General features: G+C 69.6%; 20 protein-coding genes. 14 read left to right on the top strand and 6 right to left on the bottom strand.

Features of this window, described 5'->3' with window-relative positions:
- Window positions 1-34 precede the first annotated feature (34 nt).
- The 6 genes from DOE79_RS02710 to DOE79_RS02685 all read right to left on the bottom strand — a co-directional run bounded on the left by DOE79_RS02710 (window position 35) and on the right by DOE79_RS02685 (window position 7,073).
- On the bottom strand, window positions 35-1,018 hold the full coding sequence (locus DOE79_RS02710) for an acetylxylan esterase (protein WP_120337168.1): 984 nt from the start codon (window positions 1,016-1,018) through the stop codon (window positions 35-37).
- 92 nt (window positions 1,019-1,110) lie between these two features.
- Window positions 1,111-3,423: an acyltransferase family protein gene (locus DOE79_RS02705; protein WP_245977082.1), complete on the bottom strand. Its 2,313-nt coding sequence runs from the start codon at window positions 3,421-3,423 to the stop codon at window positions 1,111-1,113.
- A gap of 338 nt (window positions 3,424-3,761) precedes the next feature.
- Window positions 3,762-4,187 (bottom strand): flagellar assembly protein FliW, encoded by a 426-nt coding sequence (locus DOE79_RS02700; protein ID WP_120337167.1) that lies wholly within the window; start codon window positions 4,185-4,187, stop codon window positions 3,762-3,764.
- Window positions 4,184-5,071, bottom strand: a complete 888-nt coding sequence (locus tag DOE79_RS02695) for a flagellin N-terminal helical domain-containing protein (protein ID WP_342767942.1) — start codon at window positions 5,069-5,071, stop codon at window positions 4,184-4,186. Before DOE79_RS02695 ends, DOE79_RS02700 begins: the two co-directional genes overlap by 4 nt.
- A gap of 15 nt (window positions 5,072-5,086) precedes the next feature.
- Window positions 5,087-6,559: a flagellar hook-associated protein FlgK gene (gene flgK / locus DOE79_RS02690; RefSeq protein ID WP_120337165.1), complete on the bottom strand. Its 1,473-nt coding sequence runs from the start codon at window positions 6,557-6,559 to the stop codon at window positions 5,087-5,089.
- Window positions 6,560-6,587: 28 nt separating this feature from the next.
- Window positions 6,588-7,073: a flagellar protein FlgN gene (locus tag DOE79_RS02685; protein WP_120337164.1), complete on the bottom strand. Its 486-nt coding sequence runs from the start codon at window positions 7,071-7,073 to the stop codon at window positions 6,588-6,590.
- 381 nt (window positions 7,074-7,454) lie between these two features.
- Here DOE79_RS02685 and DOE79_RS02680 point away from each other — a divergent pair, with 381 nt between their 5' ends.
- The 14 genes from DOE79_RS02680 to DOE79_RS02615 all read left to right on the top strand — a co-directional run bounded on the left by DOE79_RS02680 (window position 7,455) and on the right by DOE79_RS02615 (window position 19,243).
- A complete protein-coding gene (locus DOE79_RS02680; RefSeq protein WP_120337163.1) occupies window positions 7,455-8,363 on the top strand; it encodes a sigma-70 family RNA polymerase sigma factor in 909 nt (302 codons plus the stop codon).
- Window positions 8,364-8,448: 85 nt separating this feature from the next.
- Complete coding sequence (locus DOE79_RS02675; protein WP_120337162.1) at window positions 8,449-9,609, top strand: flagellin N-terminal helical domain-containing protein; 1,161 nt, start codon at window positions 8,449-8,451, stop codon at window positions 9,607-9,609.
- A gap of 179 nt (window positions 9,610-9,788) precedes the next feature.
- Window positions 9,789-11,120 (top strand): flagellar filament capping protein FliD, encoded by a 1,332-nt coding sequence (gene fliD, locus DOE79_RS02670; protein ID WP_120337161.1) that lies wholly within the window; start codon window positions 9,789-9,791, stop codon window positions 11,118-11,120.
- The gene (locus DOE79_RS02665; protein ID WP_245977081.1) at window positions 11,117-11,602 is read left to right on the top strand and encodes a flagellar export chaperone FliS; all 486 of its coding nucleotides are present in this window, start codon (window positions 11,117-11,119) and stop codon (window positions 11,600-11,602) included. The genes fliD and DOE79_RS02665 overlap by 4 nt, the downstream gene beginning before the upstream one ends.
- Window positions 11,589-12,011, top strand: a complete 423-nt coding sequence (locus DOE79_RS02660; RefSeq protein ID WP_120337159.1) for a hypothetical protein — start codon at window positions 11,589-11,591, stop codon at window positions 12,009-12,011. Before DOE79_RS02665 ends, DOE79_RS02660 begins: the two co-directional genes overlap by 14 nt.
- 137 nt (window positions 12,012-12,148) lie before the next feature.
- Window positions 12,149-12,490 carry a flagellar basal body rod protein FlgB gene (flgB, locus tag DOE79_RS02655; RefSeq protein ID WP_120337158.1) on the top strand — a complete coding sequence of 114 codons (342 nt, stop codon included), beginning with the start codon at window positions 12,149-12,151 and terminating at the stop codon, window positions 12,488-12,490.
- On the top strand, window positions 12,490-12,882 hold the full coding sequence (locus DOE79_RS02650; protein WP_120337157.1) for a flagellar basal body rod protein FlgC: 393 nt from the start codon (window positions 12,490-12,492) through the stop codon (window positions 12,880-12,882). Before flgB ends, DOE79_RS02650 begins: the two co-directional genes overlap by 1 nt.
- Window positions 12,882-13,193, top strand: coding sequence for a flagellar hook-basal body complex protein FliE (gene fliE / locus DOE79_RS02645; RefSeq protein WP_120337156.1), 312 nt, complete (start codon window positions 12,882-12,884; stop codon window positions 13,191-13,193). The genes DOE79_RS02650 and fliE overlap by 1 nt, the downstream gene beginning before the upstream one ends.
- Window positions 13,193-14,788 carry a flagellar basal-body MS-ring/collar protein FliF gene (gene fliF, locus DOE79_RS02640; protein WP_120337155.1) on the top strand — a complete coding sequence of 532 codons (1,596 nt, stop codon included), beginning with the start codon at window positions 13,193-13,195 and terminating at the stop codon, window positions 14,786-14,788. The genes fliE and fliF overlap by 1 nt, the downstream gene beginning before the upstream one ends.
- Window positions 14,785-15,804 carry a flagellar motor switch protein FliG gene (fliG, locus tag DOE79_RS02635; protein WP_120337154.1) on the top strand — a complete coding sequence of 340 codons (1,020 nt, stop codon included), beginning with the start codon at window positions 14,785-14,787 and terminating at the stop codon, window positions 15,802-15,804. The genes fliF and fliG overlap by 4 nt, the downstream gene beginning before the upstream one ends.
- Entirely contained in the window at window positions 15,797-16,606 is an 810-nt protein-coding gene (locus DOE79_RS02630) for a FliH/SctL family protein (protein WP_162942573.1), read from the top strand. The genes fliG and DOE79_RS02630 overlap by 8 nt, the downstream gene beginning before the upstream one ends.
- Window positions 16,603-18,027: a FliI/YscN family ATPase gene (locus tag DOE79_RS02625; RefSeq protein WP_120337152.1), complete on the top strand. Its 1,425-nt coding sequence runs from the start codon at window positions 16,603-16,605 to the stop codon at window positions 18,025-18,027. The genes DOE79_RS02630 and DOE79_RS02625 overlap by 4 nt, the downstream gene beginning before the upstream one ends.
- Window positions 18,024-18,518: a flagellar export protein FliJ gene (locus DOE79_RS02620; protein WP_181445849.1), complete on the top strand. Its 495-nt coding sequence runs from the start codon at window positions 18,024-18,026 to the stop codon at window positions 18,516-18,518. The genes DOE79_RS02625 and DOE79_RS02620 overlap by 4 nt, the downstream gene beginning before the upstream one ends.
- Entirely contained in the window at window positions 18,515-19,243 is a 729-nt protein-coding gene (locus DOE79_RS02615) for a C40 family peptidase (protein ID WP_120337151.1), read from the top strand. The genes DOE79_RS02620 and DOE79_RS02615 overlap by 4 nt, the downstream gene beginning before the upstream one ends.
- The last annotated feature ends 226 nt before the right edge of the window (window positions 19,244-19,469 follow it).

Genomic DNA, 19,469 nt, shown 5'->3' with positions numbered 1-19,469 from the left:
GTACGCCGGGCGCAGACGTCCGTTCGGGCAACAGTCAGCCGGCCAAACGGCGGGAGAGCCAGGCGGCCTGACGCTCGAAGTGGTAGCCCTGACCGCCCTCGTGCTCGTTGAACGGGTACACCTCGATCTCGGCATCCGCCGCGTAGTGGTTGCGCGCGGCGAACACTGTGGACGGCGGGCAGATCGGGTCGAGCAGCGCCACCGAGAAGATCGCCGGCGCGGTGGCGCGTTTGGCGAAGTTGACACCGTCGAAGTAGGCCAGGGTCGCGAAGGTCTGCTCCACACGGTCGCGGTGCACCGAGAGGTATCGCACGACCTCGTGGTACGGGTCGTTGTCGGTCATGCCGACGGCACGTTCGAAGTGGCAGAGGAACGGCACCTCGGGCATCGCGCCGATGAGGCCCTGCGCCAAGCCGGCGGCGGCGAGGGCGATGCCGCCGCCCTGACTGCCGCCGCACACGGCCACGCGTTCGGCATCGACGCGGTCCAGGGTGCGCACGGCGTCGATGGCGCGCACGGCGTCCGTGAACACCCGGCGGTAGTAGTAGTCGTCGGGTGACTGGATGCCGCGGGTCATGAATCCGGGGGAGGCAGGGCCACTGCCGTGCGGATCGGGGGTGTGGCCGCCGGAGCCCCATGAGCTGCCCTGTCCGCGGGTGTCCATGAACAGGTAGGCGTAGCCGCTGGCCACCCAGGCCAGGCGCTCGTGCGGGAAGCCGCGACCGCCGCCGTAGCCGTTGTACTCCACGACCGTGGGCAGCCGCGTCTGCTCGGAACCGGGCCGTTCGGCCGGCACAAGGAACCAGGCCTTGATCGGGTCGCCGGCGAATCCGGCGAAGGTGACGTCGTAGACCTCCACCTCGCTCAGCGGCGAGTCGACCCGGGTGAGCGTGGGTGCGGCATCGAAACGGCGGGCTTCGGCGAGGGTGCGTTGCCAGAACGCGTCGAAATCGGCCGGCTCGGCCACCTCCGGCCGATACGTCTCGAGGTCGGACAGGGGGAGATCTAACCGGGGCACGTGTAGCCTTTCGCGGACGGATTCTGCGCCAGCGCTGGCGCCAGCACCGACTATACCGGGGCTGTGATTGTCGGCGTGTGCCCCACCCGGAGCTACATGACTCCGGCCGTCTGCAGGGCGTAGCGGAGGGCCGGCGCTACACGCTCGGCGTAGGCCGGGGTCATGTGCACGGTGTCGTATTTCGTGGGAATGGTGCCGGCGAAGGCCGGGCATACCCCGTCGGCGCAGCTGAACGGGAGGGAGCTGACGAAGTGGTCGCCGGTGGTGGAGGGAGCCGAGAGCGCCGCGGCGAATTGTTGCCAGGTCGCTCCGACGCCGACGGCGCAGTCCTGGGGGCTCGACACTGTCGAATAACACTGCCCGAGCTCGGCACCGAGCGGCGGCGGCGCGAGGTAGACGATCTTTCCCGCGGCGTTGTAGCCCGCTGTTTCGGCGAGGGTGGAGGCCACCATGCTCGCGACCGACAGCGGCCGACGGTTGGTGTCCTGCCCTTCGGCGAAGGCGTTGGCGACCACCACGAGCTGGGGAGCGTCGGCGACGATGTGTGTGGCGATGTCGAGTTTTCGCTGCGGGCAGGCATCCATCACCCCCGCTCCGTCGTTGGCGACGAGCACCTGGGTGAACCGGCAGCCGTAGAGGCCGATGGTGGTGATGCGCCACTGGCCGTCGCTGGCCTCAGCGATGGCCTTGAACGCCGGCGCGTAGGAGAGCGCCTCGGAGTCGCCGACGAGGTACATGTGTTGGGGCGCATCGCTGTCGCCCCAGGTGCAACGGCCGAAGTCGGGTGTGCCGCCCACATCGAAACAGGCGCGAGCCGGGTTGTTGGTAGAGGTCGTAGCCATGGCCTGGTCCAGTGAGGGCGACAGGTCATCCGGCCAGGTGGTGGCGGCCGCGGCGGCAGCAAGGTCGGCCTGCACCGCCACCTCCGGGTTCACATCGGCCGCGGCGTCGGCCGCGGGGGCACTGATGGGAGTCAACGGACGGTCGTGCACCTCGAACGACACGGCGACGACGACCACGATGACGAAGGCACCCAGGGACGACATGATGAACTGGGTGCCGTAGCGTTCCCGCCAGCGTCGCCAGGCGAGCCGACGGTCGACCAGTGGCCCGGTTCCGCGCAGCCAGGGCGAGCGGTGCAGAGGCTGCTCGATGAGGTAATACGACACGACCGACACGGCCAGGGTGGTGCCGAGGACGAGCAGGGTGGTCGTGCTGGAGGCCTCGGGCAACACCAGCGTGAGGAACACGAAGACCGGGAAATGCCACAGGTAGAGCGAGTAGGAGATGTTGCCCAGATAGACGCTGACGGGGTTCGTGAGCGGGAACAGGTTGCGCTGGGTCCCGCCGATGCCGGCCGCGATCACGAGAACGGTGGCACCCACCGGCAGGGCGGCCCACGGGCCCGGGAATGGCAGGCTCGAGGTGACGACGGCGAAGGAGGCGATGATGCCTGCCAGTCCGGCCCAGCCGAGGACGATTCGGGCGGCCAGCGGCATCCGCAGGAACAGAGGGGCCGCGATCGCCAGGGCGGCGCCGACGCCGAGTTCCCAGACTCTGGAAAACGTGGAGAAGTAAGCCACGGTGGGGTTCGTCGCGGTCTCCCACACGGCGTAGCAGAACGAAGCCGCCACGACGACGACGGCGACCGCGCCGAGCAGACGGCGGCCGCGCGCACGGTCGCGTCCCGACCCACGCCCGCGCCGGCTCGCGGTGCCGAGCGCCACGATCAGGAGCACCGGCCAGAGCAGGTAGAACTGCTCTTCCACCGACAGAGACCAGTAGTGCTGTAGCACCGATACCGGCGCAGTGGCGTGGAAATAGTCGGTGCCGACGGCAGTGAATCGCCAGTTGGCGGCGAAGAAGAGTGCCGAGAGAGCGTCCCACGCGGTGGAGAGCGCCCGGGTCTGGTTGAACAGGACGACGCCGAGGGCGGTGGTGACCGCCAGCACCGCCGCGGCGGCCGGCAGGATGCGGCGGAGCCGGTTGCCGTAGAAGGTGCGCAGGGAGATGCGCCCGGTGCGCTCGTGTTCGCGCAGCAGGACGCCGGTGATGAGGAACCCGGATATGACGAAGAAGATGTCGACGCCCGCGAAGCCGCCGCCCGGCCAGGCGATGACGTGATCGAGGATGACGGCGATCACCGCGAGGGCCCGGAGGCCCTGGATGTCCCGCCGGCGGCCTGACGTCGTCTCCCGCGGTGCGGCACCGGGGTGGGCTGTGCCAGGGCGGATGGCGCCGGGCGGGGTGGCGGACGCCGCCGGATAGGTGTCCGCGGGACGGGGGATGGGCTTCGCGGATCCGGCCCCGACTCCAGCCGCGGACGCTGACGTGGTCGTGACGATGCGGTTGAGCGGCGTGCCGGGGCGGGACAGGCCCGGCCGTGTCGTACCCGGCCGTGACAAGCCCGGCCGTAACGTGCCTGGCCGGGCGGGGTCTGGTCGCACGGGGTCTGGCCTGGAGGGGTCCGGTCCGGTGGGGGTCGGTCGGGAAACCCGATGGGACGGGTCCGGCTGGGACGGGTCAGGTCGTGGATTCCGGTGAGGGGCGGGGCCCGTGTGTTCCGGGTCGTTCCCTGCCGCGCCATTCCCCGATGTCACACGTCCCCCAGCTCTCGAACCGCTGACGAGCCTACAGCGCGAAAGTCGTAGTGCCGCGTTCGGGGAGGCTCTGCCGCGTGTGAGGGCGCGTGGGCTACCGTGCAGGCGGGCGCTCAGGCCGGCCGCAGGACAGCGAAGCGGGTTCAGATCGTGGCGTCGGCCGGTTCGGCCCTGGTGTCCGTCTGGGAGCCCGACTGAGGGGTGAGCTCGGCCCTCAGCGGCCAGTCCTGGCCGTCCAGGATGATCTGGGCGCAACGGCCCGTGCTCGCGTTCACCACGATGGGAGCCATCAGATTGACCGTTGTGCCGGCCTCGCCCGGGTTCGTGACCACCAGGACCAGGGCCTGGTCCGGGGTGGCCAGGTCGAGGGAGCGCGCGTGCTCATCGGAGATCACCGGGGTGTACTGCGGCAGGTAGATCGACGCATCCAGCACGAAAAGCCGGGTGTGTTCGTCGTCGGCGGACTGCAGCGCGAAGAGCCCGGCTGCCCCGGCGATCTCGCGCAGCCGGAAGTCGGTGAGCGGTGCCAGCCCGGGCGGCGGGGAGACGAAGCTGAGGGATGCGGTCATCGGAGGAAGTCCATCAGGGTCGGCTGGATCACGCGGGCGGTCACGGAGAGGGCCGACTGGTAGGCCACTTCCTGGAGCTTGAGGTCGAGGATCACAGTGGCCAGGTCGGCGTCCTCGAGCTGCACTCGCTGCGCCTCGAGGGTGCCCTTCTGGACGACGAGCGAGGCGCCCGCTGTCTCGATGCGGCTCTGCCGGGCTCCGGCCTCGGCGCGGGCGCCGATGATCGTCGTGAGGCGGTCGTCGATGGCACCCAGGTGCACGGACACCGACACCGTGGGGTCGGGGTTCCGGAGCGCGGCCGAGACCTCGTCGAGCAGCGCGAAGACGGAGACGTCGCCGGTGCCGAAGATGGCGGCGCCGTCGGCGTCCACCCGCACTGTACTGTCTGCCCCCACCCGCCGGTCCACCGGGACCGAGGTGTCCGCGCTGACGGTGTACGGGGGTTCTGAGCCGACCGCGGTGCGGGCATCCGAGTTGCCGGCGAACACCGTGCGCCCCAGATAGCTGGCGTTGGCCTGGTTGAGCAGGTCCTTCTTGAGGCCGTCGATCTGGACGGCGATGGCCTCCTTGGCTGCAGGGGTCATGGTGCCGGCGTTGCTGCCCTGCACGGCGAGGTCGCGCACCGCGGTGAGGAGCTTGGTGCTCTCATCGAGGGCGCCGTCGATCGTGGTGAGCCAGCCGGCCCCGTTGTCGGCGTTGCGGGTGTACTGGGCCGTGGCACGCTGTTCGGCTCGCACAGCCATGGCGTTCGCCGCCCGGGCGGGGTCGTCGGATGCCCGGCTGATGGTCTTCAGCGACGTGGACTGCTCCTGCAACTGGGCGAGTCGTTGCGCGCTGGCCTGCAGATTGGCCTGCGCGGCGCGCATCTGGGTGCTGCTGGTCACACGGGAGATCATCGGTTACCTTCCCACCAGTCCGGTGTGGTTGATCAGGGTGTCGAGCATCTCGTCCACGGCCGTCATCACCCGGGCAGCGCCCTGGTAGGCGTGTTGGAACGTCAACAGGTTGACGTTCTCCTCGTCGATGTCGACCGAAGAGTTGGACAATTGCAGGGTGACGGCGGCGGCGGCGGACGCGTTCGAGGCGGACGCCTGGCCGAGTTCGATGCCCGTGGCGACGCCGAGTTTGGTGACGAAGGCCGTCCAGATCACGTTGGGGGAGGTGACCGGGTTCCCGGCGGCGTCCACGGCGCGTCCGGCGCCGAGCTGTGCGATCTTGTCGGCGTTGGAACCTGTGGCGCCTCCTGGCGCTCCACCGGCGATGCCGTCTGCATCCGTCGCCAGGACGCTGATCGACGATGCGGCGTTGGTTCGGTCGAAGGAGAAGAAGTCCAGCTTCGCTTCGACACCGGGGTTCGCGGCGGTCGCCCCGGCGCGATGAATCACGTTGACGCTATCGGCCAGGCGCGCGGCGAAGTCGTTGTAAGAGGCCGCGGCCTCGGCGAGAGCGCCTCCGGTGCCGGCAGCATCCGCGGGCCCGAGAAGCGACAGGGCGCCGGCGAGCTCGCCGCCGTCCACCGCCACGGGCACACCCGGGTGATGAGCCCACTCCAGCTGCACCGGGGTGTACGTCACCGGGTTGCTTCCGGGCACCGCGGCGGTCGCCAGCGAAGCCGGCCCGGTCACGGTGAGCTTCTGCACGTCGGTGCCGGACACCAGCGTGTTGCCGCCGACGAGCACATCGACCGTGCCGTTTGCCTGGGCTCGCACGCTCGCGCCGGTGATCGCGGCGATCGTGGTGGTGAGCGCGTCGCGTTTGTCGATGAGTTCGTTGGCGGACCCGCCAGAGGCGAGGGTCTGGCGGATGATGCCGTTGAGGGTGGCGACCTGGGTCGCGGCACCGTTGACCTCGGTGACGAGGGCATCCGCGCTCGTGCGCACGGCCGACCATTCGTCGGTGACCGCGCGATAGCCCGCGCGGATCTGGGTGGTGAGCTGCCCCGCTTCGCCCAGCAGGAGTTTGGCCGCCGAGTCGTCGGCGCCGATGGACAGCTCCTGCCAGGCAGCCCAGAACTCCTGCAGCTGGGTGGACAGCCCTGCTTTGCCCGGTTCGTTCAACGAGTTCTCCACAGAACCCAGGGCGTTGGCGCGCACGGCCGTGTACCCGGCGGTCGCCGCGGTCGCCCGCACCGTGGCGTCGAGGGTGGCGCTGCCCAGGCGCGAGATGCCGTCGACCGACACGCCGGCACCCGGCGCGGCGCCCCAGGCCACCAGGCCGGCCCGGGCGGCGGCATTCGTCGCCGACGTCGTGACCCGCTGTCGGGTGTAGCCCTCGGTGTTGATGTTGGCCATGTTCTGCCCCACGACATCGAGGCCGGCCCGGGCGGCGACCAGGCCGGTGTACGCGGTGTTGAGTCCGCCGAAGGTGCTCACGAGGTCATCACTGTTGTCATCTCACGTCTCACAGGCTCTGGTCGAAGAGTCGGGCACCGGTGGTCTGGGCGCCGGAGGCGCCGCGGGAGTCATAGGTCGTGGCCTGCAGATCGGCGCCGGCCAGCGATTCCTGGGTGTACCGGGCGGCAGAGCGCAGGAACTGCTCGTTCACGTCGCGAAGGTTGCGGATCTGACCGATCAGGTCCGTCATGGCGGCGAGATGGGCACTGAAGATGTCGGACCACGGGCCAGGGGGAGCCTGCTCGACGAGCTCCCGCAACGTGGCCTCCTGCGGGGTACCCCACTCGAGAGCGACCGCGGCCACCTCCACCGACCGACCGAGCCCCGCCTCGCGCACGAGCTCGAGAACCTGTTCCACCTCACGCGTGGCATGCTGCACCCAGCGGGAGCGGCCGGCGCTGAGCAGGAGCTGTTCCTCGTCGAGCTTGAAGACCAGCAGCTCGAGCAGCTCGCGTTCCCGCCACAGCAGTGCGGACAATTCATTGGCACCCACGTGTCACTGCCTTTCCGCCCCGCCGGCTCGTTGCTCTATCGTACGATTCCCTGCCCGTTCGAGAGCACTATCGGCCGGAAGTCGCCTGCCGTTAGGCCTGCAGGACTATTGCCGTCGCCGGCGCAAGCCGTCCTGTCCTCCTAAATGAGGACAGCCGCCGCCCCGGACTGGGGGCGGTTTGCGGGTGGAAACGCCGGGCGCGTTCGTTAGCGTGTTAGCAGGCGAAAGCCCCCGGAGAGGGACCCGAATCCCTGTTCTGGGCCGATTTCCGCCTCCCCGTCAGAAGACCCTCCACCCTGCTTACCCGGCTGCGTTTCCCCGTTTCAGGTCCATGTCCCATCGCCGCAGTAGCACGCGTGCACCCGCCAGGAGGGTAAGCCGTTGAACCGTTCCGAACGCAACAACCTCGTGGTCGAGAATCTGCCTCTCGTCGGCTACCTCGTCTCCGAGGTGTGGGCCAAGGCCCGCCACCTCTCCCGGGATGACCTCGCCTCGGCCGGGTCGCTGGCCCTGGTCACCTCGGCGGATGCCTTCGACCCCACCCTGGGCGTGCCGTTCGGAGCGTTCGCCCGACGGCGGATCATCGGCGCCTTCGCCGACGAGATGCGCTCCAACGACTGGGCCACCCGGATGGCCCGCCGCCGGATCAAGGATACCCGCCAGGTGCAGGAGACCCTCGCCGCGGCCCTCGGCCGCAGCGCCACGGTCGATGAGGTCGCGGCCGCGCTGGGCGTCGACAGGGAGACCGCCCTCGCCGGACTGGCCGATTCCGAGCGCACTCTCACGGCTCTCGACGACACCACAACAGAGTTCCTCGTCGCCGACACCGTTCTCCCGGAGGAGTCCCTGCTCTCCGAAGAGCGTCTCGCCTACCTCCGGGCCGCCGTGGTGGCGTTGCCTGAGCGAATGCGCCTGATCGTGGAGCAGGTGTACTTCCAGGACCGCTCGGTCAAGGACATCGCCGCCGACCTGGGCATCACCCACTCGGCAGTGTCCCAGCAGCGCTCCGAGGCTATCCGGCTGCTGCGCGACGGCCTGGGCACACACTATGCCGACGACGCCGAGGCCGAGTACACGCCAGAGTCCACGGTGGCGCCTGCGCGGCGCAGCGCCTACCTGTCGCGCCTGGCCGACCAGGCGATGCTCGGCATGGCCCATATGGCGCACGACCGGCTGCCGGATGCGCAGGCCTCGATCTCCGCGACCGACGCGCTGGCCGGGGTCACCGACATCGCCAGGGCCCAGGGAATCACGTTCGGTTCGCAGGAACTTTTCTCCAGCAACGGCTAACGAGCCGCAGGGCTGAAGCCGATAGGTCTCTGTGTCAGCCCATGGATGGGCCGGCGAACTCGACCCAATCACGGAGGAACACATCATGGGTATGCAGATCAACACCAACCTCGCGGCGAACAACACCTACCGCAACCTGGCCTCGACCCAGACCGACATGGCCAAGTCGCTCGAACGCCTCTCCAGCGGCCTCCGCATCAACCGTGCCGCGGATGACGCGGCCGGCCTGGCCATCTCCGAGGGACTGAAGTCACAGGTCGGCGGTCTCACGGTCGCCAGCCGCAACGCCCAGGACGGCATCTCGGTCATCCAGACCGCTGAAGGTTCGCTGAGCGAGGTGCAGACCATTCTGCAGCGCGTTCGTGACCTCGCCGTCCAGGCCGGTAACGACTCGAACAACGCCAAGTCCCGCGACGCCATCACCACTGAGGTGAAGCAGTTGACGACGGAACTCACGCGGATCAGCGCATCGACCAACTTCAACGGTACGCAGCTCCTCGACGGTTCCAAGGCGTCGCTGAGCTTCCAGGTCGGTGCCAACGCCGACTCCAGCAGCCAGATCCAGGTGAGCCTCACGGGTGCCAACGTCAAGGGCATCGCCGCCGCACTCACGGTCGGATCTGCGGGCGCCGTCAGCGCAGTGGACACCCCCACCCTGGTCACCGGTGTCGCATCATTCTCGGTCACGGCGGCTGACGGCTCGAAGAGCGTCGTCACGACGGGAGACCTCGGAGCAGCGGGCTCGATGAAGACCGTCCAGAGCGTTGCGGATGCGCTCAACAAGGACACCACCTTCAAGTCGGCGCTGACCGCCTCTGTCGATGCCAACAACAAACTGGTCGTCAGCTCGAACAACGGCGGCACTGTCGTCGGTGGCGGCACCGCCGGAACTCACGCGTCTGCCGGCACGGGCTTCACCCTCAGCACGGCCGGTGCGGCAGGAGCCCTTGACTTCTCGACCGCCGCCGGGGCAGCCGCTGCCCTCACGGCAGTGGACACGCAGATCACGGCCGTGTCGACCGCGCGCGCCGACATGGGTGCCTCGCAGAACCGGTTCGAGAGCGTCATCCGCAACCTGGCCGTCTCCAAGGAGAACCTCACCGCTGCCGGCTCGCGTATCCGCGACACCGACATGGCCGAGGAAATGGTCAAGTACACCCGCTCCAGCATCCTGTCGCAGGCCGGCACCGCCATGCTCGCGCAGGCGAACCAGTCCAACCAGGGCGTCCTGACGCTGCTGCGCTAGATCGCGGACGAACGACGGCCCGGGTGAACCGGGCGGCCGATTGACCGAGAATCGGCCGGTGGCGAGCACAACCTGAACTGGACCTCAGGAAGCCCGCCGCCGGCCACTCGTCGTCGGCCGCCAGTCAAACCAGGCAGCACAGCACATGCCGACACACGCACGAGGGGACGGAAGGCGCCATGGGACTCTCCATCGACGGGCTGATCAGCGGCCAGGACACCACGACCCTGATCAACAACCTCATCGCGGTCGAAGCGATTCCGCAGACCCTGCTCAAAGGCAAGGTCACCGCCGCCCAGAGCTACACCACCGCCGTTCAGGGACTGAACACCCAGGTCTCCACCCTCGCCGATGCCGCCGCGAAGGCGGCCAAGCCCGCCAGTTACGACCTCTACAGCGCCACGAGCAGCTCCAGCCAGGTCTCCGCCACCACCAGCGCCGGCGCCGCAGCCGGTGTCGTCGACGTCACTGTGGGCCGGCTCGCCCAGAACCAGGTGACGGTCACGGCGCCCGTGACAGCCTGGCCCGACGCCACCCTCACACTCACCAACGCCGCCGGTACCTCCACCGTGATCACGCCGGCTTCCGGTTCCCTCGACGACGTCGTCAGCGCGGTCAACAAGGCCGGGCTCGGCATCACCGCCACCAAGGTCGCCGTGGGCGCCGGTTCCTTCCGCCTGCAGTTCAGCAGCGCGGCCCCCGGCGCGGCGCACGCTTTCACCGTGACCGGCGGCACGGTCGCGACCACCCAGGTCAAGGCGGCCCAGGACGCCCAGGTGACCCTCTGGGCCGGCACCGCCGCCGAACAGGCCATCACCTCGGGCAGCAACACGTTCACCAACCTGCTGCCCGGTCTGGATGTGACCGTCAGCGTGGTCTCCAGCACGCCGGTCACGCTCACCGTTGCCCGGGACGACACCGCCATCACCACGATGGCCGGCGGCCTGGTGACCAGCCTCAACAACATCTTCGCCGTCATCACCAACCGGTCCGCAGTGTCGACCACCACCGACTCCACGGGCAAGCCCGTCACGTCCGCCGGTGTCTTCGCCGGCGACAGCACCATCCGCACGGTCAACCAGAACCTGATCACCGCAGCGTCCATGCCGGTCAACGGGCACTCTCCGTCGGAGATCGGCATCAGCATCACGAAGTCGGGCACGCTGGAGTTCGACTCCGCGAAATTCACTGCGGCCCTCGCCAAGGACCCAGCCGGCACGATGAAGGCTGTGCAAGAGATCGCCGGTCGGGTCGCGACCGCCGCCGCCGCCGCATCCGACAAGTACGACGGCACACTCACGGCTACCATCACCAGCCAAGAGTCCCAGGTGAAGACGATGGGGCTGGAGATCACCGATTGGGATCTCAGGCTGACCGCCAAGCGCAGCTCGTTGGAACGCACGTACACCGCCATGGAGTCCCGCCTGGGCGAACTCAAGTCCCAATCGGCTTGGCTCACCTCGCAGATCGCCTCGCTCCTGCCCGCCTACACAGGAAGTTCTTCGTCATGATGACACCGACAGAGCTCCCAGCGTTGTTCACCCCGGTGAGTCCGGGGGTGCCCGCCTCCGCGGCCGGCGCCCAGGCGCGCCGGGCCCAGCTCAACCGGGAGGCCGTACTGTCGGCCACACCCGTGCGGCTGCTCACACTGCTCTACGACAGGCTGATGCTAGACCTCGACCGCACCGAAGCCGCCCAGGTGGGCGAGAACTGGCCGCTGGCCTCGGAGAACCTGCTGCACGCGCAGGCCATCGTCGACGAGCTCACCACCTCGCTGAATGTCGCGGCGTGGGACGGCGCGGAGGGACTGCTCGCCGTGTACACCTACGTGTCCAACGCCCTGGTCGGTGCGAACATCCACCGCGACGTGACCCGCACCCGCGAAAGCATCGTGCTGCTGGAGCCGCTGCGTCAGGCGTGGCACGAGGCCGCCGCCGCACTGCCCGCGCCGCAGACGGCGCCGAGTGCGGAGGGCTACCGTGGCGTCGCCTGACATCCCCTCCAGCGGCGTACCCTCCAACAGAGTCCACTCCAGCAGCGCCCGCCCACACGGCAGCGCCGCCGGCACCGATGAGCGGGCCATCCCTCGAACCAGCGCGGCCGAATGGCTCAAGGTGCTCGACGACCTCGAGGCCAGCCTCGGCAGCGGCGCCAGGGACGCGGTGCTCTCGGCCCAGGGCGGCACGCTGGTGACCGGGGTGCAGTGGCGGGCGCCTGAGCTCCTCGGACAACTCCCGCGCGAGCTGGAGGAGCGGGCCCGGCTGCTGCTGGCCGGCCAACTCGAGCTGATCCGCGAGATCGAGGATGCGCGGCGCTCGGCCGGCGCCCACCTGGCGGCAGTGCGCACCATCCTCTCGACGCACCCGTCCGACCACCCCGTCTACCTCGACATCGCGGGCTGACCGCCACCGCTGGAACCTTTTCGGGATTCGCCCTAACGAAGCGTCACAGAACGCCGATAGCTACTGATGAGCACGGATCGCTCACCCCAGGCCACGGATCGGCCGTTCGGCACCCTGACGACGAAACGGGCATCCGCGTGATCGAATCCGTGACCAGCGCAGCGCTCTCCAGCGCCCTCGACGGGCTGGCGCTGCGCCAGCGCACCATCGCCGACAACATCGCCAACGTCAACACCCCCGGCTACCACGCCCAGCGGGTGTCGTTCGAGACCGCCCTCGCCGCATCGGTGCGCGACGGCGACGGGCACGCGAGTGCATCAACGGCGCGGTCCCTCGAGCCCACCCGCCTCGACGGCAACAACGTCAACCTCGACACCGAGACCGTCTCCAACATCGACACCGTGCTGCGCTACCAGTTCGCCGCGCAGGCCGCCGCCGGTGCCGACTCCACCATGCGCGCCGCGCTGAAGACCAGCTGATGAGCCTCGACGCGCTCGGTATCGCCGGCACCGGCCTCACGCTGCACCGCAAGTGGCTCGACGCCGTGGCCGACAACATCGCCAACGCGAACACGGTCACCGCGACGTCGGGGGATGCCTTCCAGGCCCGCTACATCGTCGCCCAGGAAGGCGCCGGCACCACAGGAGCATACGTGTCAGGCACCGCGTTGGGCGATGCGGACGGCATCCTCACCTACGAACCCGACAACGCCCTCGCGGATGCCGACGGCTACGTCCGGCGACCCGACGTCGACCTCGCGGAGCAGATGGGTGAGCTCATCATGGCGCAGCGCGGCTACCAGGCCAACGCAGCGGTCATCGACAGGGCCAAGACCTCCTACGAAGCGGCCCTGCAGATCGGACGTTCCTGATGACCGTCTCCGCCATCGGCGCCGTGCCCGCCGTGAGCGCAACGTCCTACCTGCCCGCCACGACGGCGACCACCGGCGGCAGCGGCACCGAGGGCAGCTTCGCCACCGCCCTCACGGGTGCCGTCGACAACCTGCAGCAGCTGCAGTCCACATCCAACACATACGCCATCCAAGCCGTCACGGGCGACCTGAACGACATCCACACCGCCACGCTCGCGGCCTCACGCGCCCAGGTGACCCTCGAACTCGTGGCCGCCGTGCGTAACAAGGGCGTCGAGGCGTTCAACGACATCATGAGAATGCAGGCCTGATGCCCGCTCAGATCAGCTCGGCCTTCCGTCGCCTCGGCAACGCGGTGCGGGAATTCACCGTCGCCCAGCGCACCGTCGCCCTGATCGGTGTGGCGGTTCTCGCGCTCGGTATCGCCGCGCTCACCATGTGGGTCAGCCAACCGGCGTATACGCCGCTGTACTCGGGCCTGAGCGGTGCGGACGCCAACACCATCGTGGAGCAGCTGCGCACGGACGGGGTGCCGTACCAGTTGAGTGACGGGGGAGCGACGATCCTGGTGCCGGAGGCCGATGTCTACGACGAACGGCTGAAGTCGGCCGCGGCCGGCCTGCCCTCCTCCAGCACCGGGGGCTACTCGCTCTTGGACACCATGGGGGTCACCGCGTCGGAGTTCCAGCAGTCGGTCACCTACAAGCGAGCGCTCGAGGGCGAACTCGCCGCCACGATCGAGGCCATGAAGGGCGTCAAGACCGCCTCAGTGCGACTGGCCATCCCCGAGGCCACGGTCTTCACCGACGAGGCCAACGACCCCACCGCATCCGTCTTCGTGGGGACCCGCAACGGGGTCACTCTCAACGCCGACCAGGTGCAGGCCATCGTGCACCTCACGAGTGCCTCGATCGACGGCATGAAGCCCACGGATGTCGCTGTCATCGACGCCTCCGGGGTCGTGCTCTCCGCGGTGGGCGTCGGAGCCACGGGAACGCCCGGCCAACAGGCCAACGACTATGAGGAACGCGTGCGCGGCTCGGTGCAGGCCATGCTCGACAAGGTCGTCGGCCCGGGCAACGCCACCGTGGTGGTCGCCGCCGACATGAGCACGGAGGCGGCCCAGCGGGTCGAGGAGTCCTTCACCTCGCCCACCGACACCCCCGCCCTGAACGAGGCCGTGAAGACCGAGTCGTACACCGGCTCGGGCGGCTCGGCCGCCGGTGTGCTCGGCCCCGACAACATTGCGGTTCCGAGCGACACCTCCACCGACGGCACCTTCACCTCGGAGGACACCACCCGCAACAATGCCGTGAACAAGGTGACCGAGACCCGCACCATCCCGGCCGGGGCGATCACCCGGCAGACCGTCTCGGTGGCCGTGAATTCGGCGGTCGCCGACGATCTCAATGTGGCCGACGTGACCAGCCTGGTCTCGTCCGCCGCCGGGATCGACAGCGCCAGGGGCGATGCGGTCACCGTGGAGGTCGTGAGCTTCAATGCCGCCGGCGCCGACGCCGCGGCCGCCGCCCTGGCCGAGGCCGAGGCCGCAGAGGCCGCCGACCGTACCGCCGGCATCCTCCGAGTGGGCCTGATCGTGGGCGGCACGGTGATCGCCTTCGTGCTCGGCCTGATCCTCTACGCCCGCCGGTCACGTCGGCAGAGCCGCGAGGCCATCGAGCTGACCGAGCTCGTGCAGCCGCACGCGTCGTTGGACGCACCGACGGTGCCGTTCGCCCTGCAGCCCCACCTCGTGCCCCTGGTCATCGACCCCACGCCGACCCAGGCGTATGCGCCGGGCGACGGTGACCAGCGAGTGGCAGACATCGACGCTCTCGCGCTGCGTGACCCGCAGATGGCCGCGGAGATGTTGCGTGGGCTGATGGACGATCGGCAGCACGCATGATCGATGCCAGGACGCCCCTGACCGGTACGCAGAAGGTGGCCGTGGTGCTGATGACCATGGACCAGCAGCGCGCCTCCGAGGTGATGAAGCAATTCTCTGAGACGGAGGCCGCCGAGATCATCGCCGAGATCGTCCAGCTGCGCCGGGTGGATGCCACGGTGATGGACAGCGCCGTCGCCGAGTTCCACGAGCTCGCCACCGTGGGGGCGCGCAACCCGCGTGGCGGGCACGCGGTGGCGGTCGGTCTGCTGGAGAAGTCCTTCGGCGCCGAGCGGGCCGCCGGCGTGATGAGCAGGGTCGCCACGTCCATGGCCGGCAAGGCGTTCGAATTCCTCGACACCGTCGACGCACTGCAGGTGCTCGCCCTGCTCGACGGGGAGCTTCCCCAGACCATCGCGCTTGTGCTCGCGCACCTGCGACCCGAACACGCGTCGGCCATCCTGTCGGGGCTGGAGGGGTCTGTGCGCACCGACGTGGCCCAGTGCATCGCGTCGACGGGTACCGCGACCCCCGAGGCGGTGCGGGTGGTGACCGAGATCCTCAAGAAGAGGATCGGCGCCGTCGCCGCGTCCAAGGACTCCGCCGGCGTGGTGGGCGGTATCCAACCGCTCGTCGAGATCATCAACCGGGCCGATATCGGCACCGAACGGGCGCTGCTGGAGGCGCTCGACGAACGCGACCCGGTGCTCGCCGAGGAGGTGCGCTCGCGCATGCTGACCTTCGCCGACATCATCAAACTCGAGAACCGTGATGTCCAGTTGGTGCTCCGCGGCATCGACGCCCAGGTGCTGGCCGTGGCCATGAAGGGCACCAGCGAGCTTGTCGTCGACATCATCCAGCGCAACCTCTCCGAACGCAACCGCGACATCCTGAACGACGAGGTCACCGGGCTCGGACCCGTGCGGGTATCGCAAGTGGAGGAAGCGCGCGCCACCGTCGTTCGGTCCATCCGCGAGCTCGCCGCAGAGGGAGCCATCACCGTGCAACGCGCCGACGAGGACGATTTCATTGTCTAGCGCCGCGTTCCTCGTGTCCGGTGCGGCGGCCGTGCCCGCAGCCGTGCCCGCAGCCGTGCCGGCCGCAGGGCCGCCCGCTGTGCCCACCGCGCTCCCGTCCGCCGTGCCTTCCCCCGCCTCGACGGCGGTGCCCTCGGCCGTTCCAGAGAACGACTTCTCCGCACTGGTGTTCCCCATGCTCGGCGGCCACGCCTCCGGAGCGCGCGGTGGCAGGGACGCCGACCGGGCGCGGCTCGAACAGCAGTGGCGGGCCCGCGGTCACGCCGCCGGATACACCGAGGGGTTGCGAGCCGCCGAGCAGGTGGTGGCCGACCAGATCCGTCGCCTCGACGCCGAACACGCGCACCGGATTCTCGCCGCTCAGGACCAGGTCGACCGGATGCTGTCGGTGCTGAAGGCGGCGGTACGCGCACTCGACGAACGCACGCTGCCGGTGCTGCGGGACGCCGAGGACACTGTTCTCGAGGCGGCGTTCGCCCTGGCCGAGGCGATCGTCGGGCATGCGCTGGCCGATGAGTCAGCGGCCGCGCGGTCGGCTCTCGGCCGGGCCATCGGGGAGGACGGCGGCGCCGGAGCAGGCGGGCTCCGGGCGGCCCACACCGCACTGCACACGGTGCGACTGCACCCCGACGATCTCGCCGTGCTCGATCCCGCGGTCACTGCCGCAGCAGGTGTGGTCTGTGTGGCGGATCCTGGTATCGAACGCGGCGACGCGGTCAGCGAGTTCCCCGACGGCTATCTGGATGCCCGCATCGGCAGCGCCCTCGAGCGAGCCCGGGCGGCGCTCGGAGGCGACTCATGAGTCTCACCCGACCGGACACCACCGACCGGCTGGCCCGGGCGGTGGCGGCCGCCCGCCCCGAGCGGGTCGGCGTTGTGTCATCGATCGTGGGCCTGAGCGTGGACGTGCGTGGCCTGAACGGCGCCATCGGCGACCTCGTCACGATCGGTGGGGTGCCGGGCGGCGCAACCGGCGCGTCGTTCGGTGGGGCGCTCGGCGAGGCCGCGCAGGGCGCCGGTGCCGGTGTGGGCGCTCCGGGCAGTTCAACGGGAGCCGGCATTGACGCCGAGGTCGTCGCCACAACGCCAGAGGGCATGCGCTGCATGCCGCTGGCGCGGCTCACCGGCATCCGGGTGGGCGATCCCGTTCGCGCCAGCACCACCGGCTACCTGGTTCCCACCGGGCCGGGGCTGCTCGGCCGGGTGATCGACGGCCTGGGCCGGCCCATCGACGGCAAGGGGCCCCTCGTCGATCCCGACCGGGTGCCCGTAGAGCACGAGAGCCCGTCGGCCATGGCGCGCTCCCGCATCCATTTGCCCCTCCAACTGGGCGTGCGGGTGCTCGACACCCTCACCACGGTGGGCAAGGGCCAGCGGATGGGCCTGTTCGCGGGGTCGGGCGTGGGCAAGTCGTCGCTGCTGTCCATGATCGCCCGCGGCACCGACGCCGAGGTATCGGTGATCGCCTTGGTGGGGGAGCGCGGTCGTGAAGTGCGGGAGTTCCTCGAGGACGATCTGGGCGAGGAGGGCCTGGCGCGGTCGATCGTGGTGGTGTCCACCTCGGACGAACCGGCCATGATGCGCCTGCGGGCTGCGTTCGTCGCCACCCGCATCGCGGAGTCGTTCCGCGACCGGGGGGCCGACGTGGTGTTGATGATGGACTCGCTGACCCGCGTCGCGATGGCCCAGCGCGAGATCGGTCTGTCGGCCGGGGAGCCGCCGGCCACCCGCGGGTATCCGCCGTCGACGTTCTCGTTGCTCGCCCGGTTGTTGGAGAGGGCCGGCACCGACCAGACGGGCTCGATCACCGGCATCTACACGGTTCTCGTCGACGGTGACGATCACAACGAACCCATTGCTGATGCCGCCCGCTCCATCCTCGACGGCCACGTCGTGCTCGATCGCACGCTGGCCGTGCTCGGGCACTTCCCGGCCGTGGACGCGCTCGCCTCGATCTCCCGGGTGGCCGCACGGGTGACCACCCCGCAGCAGGCCGAGTCCGCGACCCGGTTACGCGCCGTCCTTGCCGCACGGCGGGCCGCACAGGACCTGCTCGACGTCGGCGCCTACCGCAGCGGCACCAACCCGTTGGTGGACGCGGCCGTGGAGCACGACGCGGCCATCACGGCATTCCTGCGACAGCGGATCAACGAGCACACCCCGGCCGACCAGGCCTGGATCCGGCTCGCCGAACTGGCCGCTCTACTCGGCGGCGACCGGTGAGCCGGCCGTTCTCCCTCGCCGGGTTGCTGCGGTTGCGCCACCTGCAGCAGGATCAGGCCGCGGGCGACCTGGCCGCCGCGAACGCACGCCTCCGGGCGACCGCCACCCGTATCGATGAAACCCGGGCGGCGCTCGAACATCTTCCGCTCAACCCCACCGGTGCCGACACGCTCTATGCGATCGCGGCGGCGCGGGCATCCTCGCGCAGCATGCTGGCCGAACTGGTCGCACTGGACGGCGTGGCGCAGCAGGCGGCGGCAGCGGCGAAAGCGGACTTCGAGGCGAAGAAGGCGGCGTCGGCGAGTCTGGAGAAGCTCGAGGGACGGCATGGTGCCGCGGAGGCGGCGGAGGACCTGCACGCCCAGCAGACGGTCATCGACGAGATCGCCTCAACGGGTTGGCATCGCCGGCAGGGCGAGCAGCGCGCGCAGACCGGAACCTCGCAGGCCGGAACCCCCGCACGGGGAAACACAACGGGGGAGAGAACGTGACACTGGTGGATGCGACGCTGCGGGTCGGCGAGATACAGACCCGGCTGGTGCAGCTCAACGACCTTGTGGCCGGGGGCACCGGTGTGACGTCGAGCAGCGCTGTCGCGACGACCGCGACGGTGTCCGCGACGAGCTTTGCGGATGCCCTGGCCGCGGCGACGGCAACGTCCACAGCCGGGAACACCGCGGGTGCGACCGGCGCCGACGTGGTTGCTTCCGCGGAGAAGTACCTGGGGGTGCCGTATGTCTTCGGCGGTGAGGACGGCAGCGGCATGGACTGCTCGGGTCTCGTGCAATGCGTCTATGCCGATCTGGGCATAGACGTTCCGCGCCTGGTCTCGGGGCAGATGACCATCGGCACCGAGGTGGGCTCCCTCGCCGAGGCCCGGCCCGGTGACCTGATCGTGACGGGCGGCGGTGAGCACATCCTGATCTATGCCGGCAACAACCAGGTGATCCACGCTCCGTATGAGGGTCGTACGGTGTGCAAGGTTGACGCCTACATGGACGACTCCGAGATCGACACCATCCGACGAGTGATCCCGGATGCCGCGGTCGCCGGCACTGCATCGGGCACGGCGCCGAGTGGAGCAGCCAGCTCGAGCCAGGCCGATCTGCTCACGGCGGCGTTCGCCTCGCTGTTCTCAGGAACAACGTCGCAGTCGGCGCTGTCCACGTCGGCTCTGTCCGCTTCGGCACTGTCCATGTCTGGACTGGCGTCGTGACCTCGGGCGCCGCACCGCTGAGCCCCGGACCGGCAGCGGCCCACCTGTCAGCTGCACGATTGTCCGCCCCATCGACCGGCTCAGCAGGTGGCTCCCGGCGAGCCGCGGCTGTGTTCGCCGGCACCCTGAAAGCCGCCGCCGCGACCGGTCCCGGTGCGGACGTCATCGTGACGAGGCCGGCGGCGGCGTCGAAAAGGACCGACCACCCCGCTGCAGCGGAACATTC

The sequence above is a fragment of the Cryobacterium soli genome, assembly GCF_003611035.1.
Lineage (GTDB): Bacteria > Actinomycetota > Actinomycetes > Actinomycetales > Microbacteriaceae > Cryobacterium > Cryobacterium soli.
This window is presented reverse-complemented; position numbering and strand designations above follow the sequence as displayed.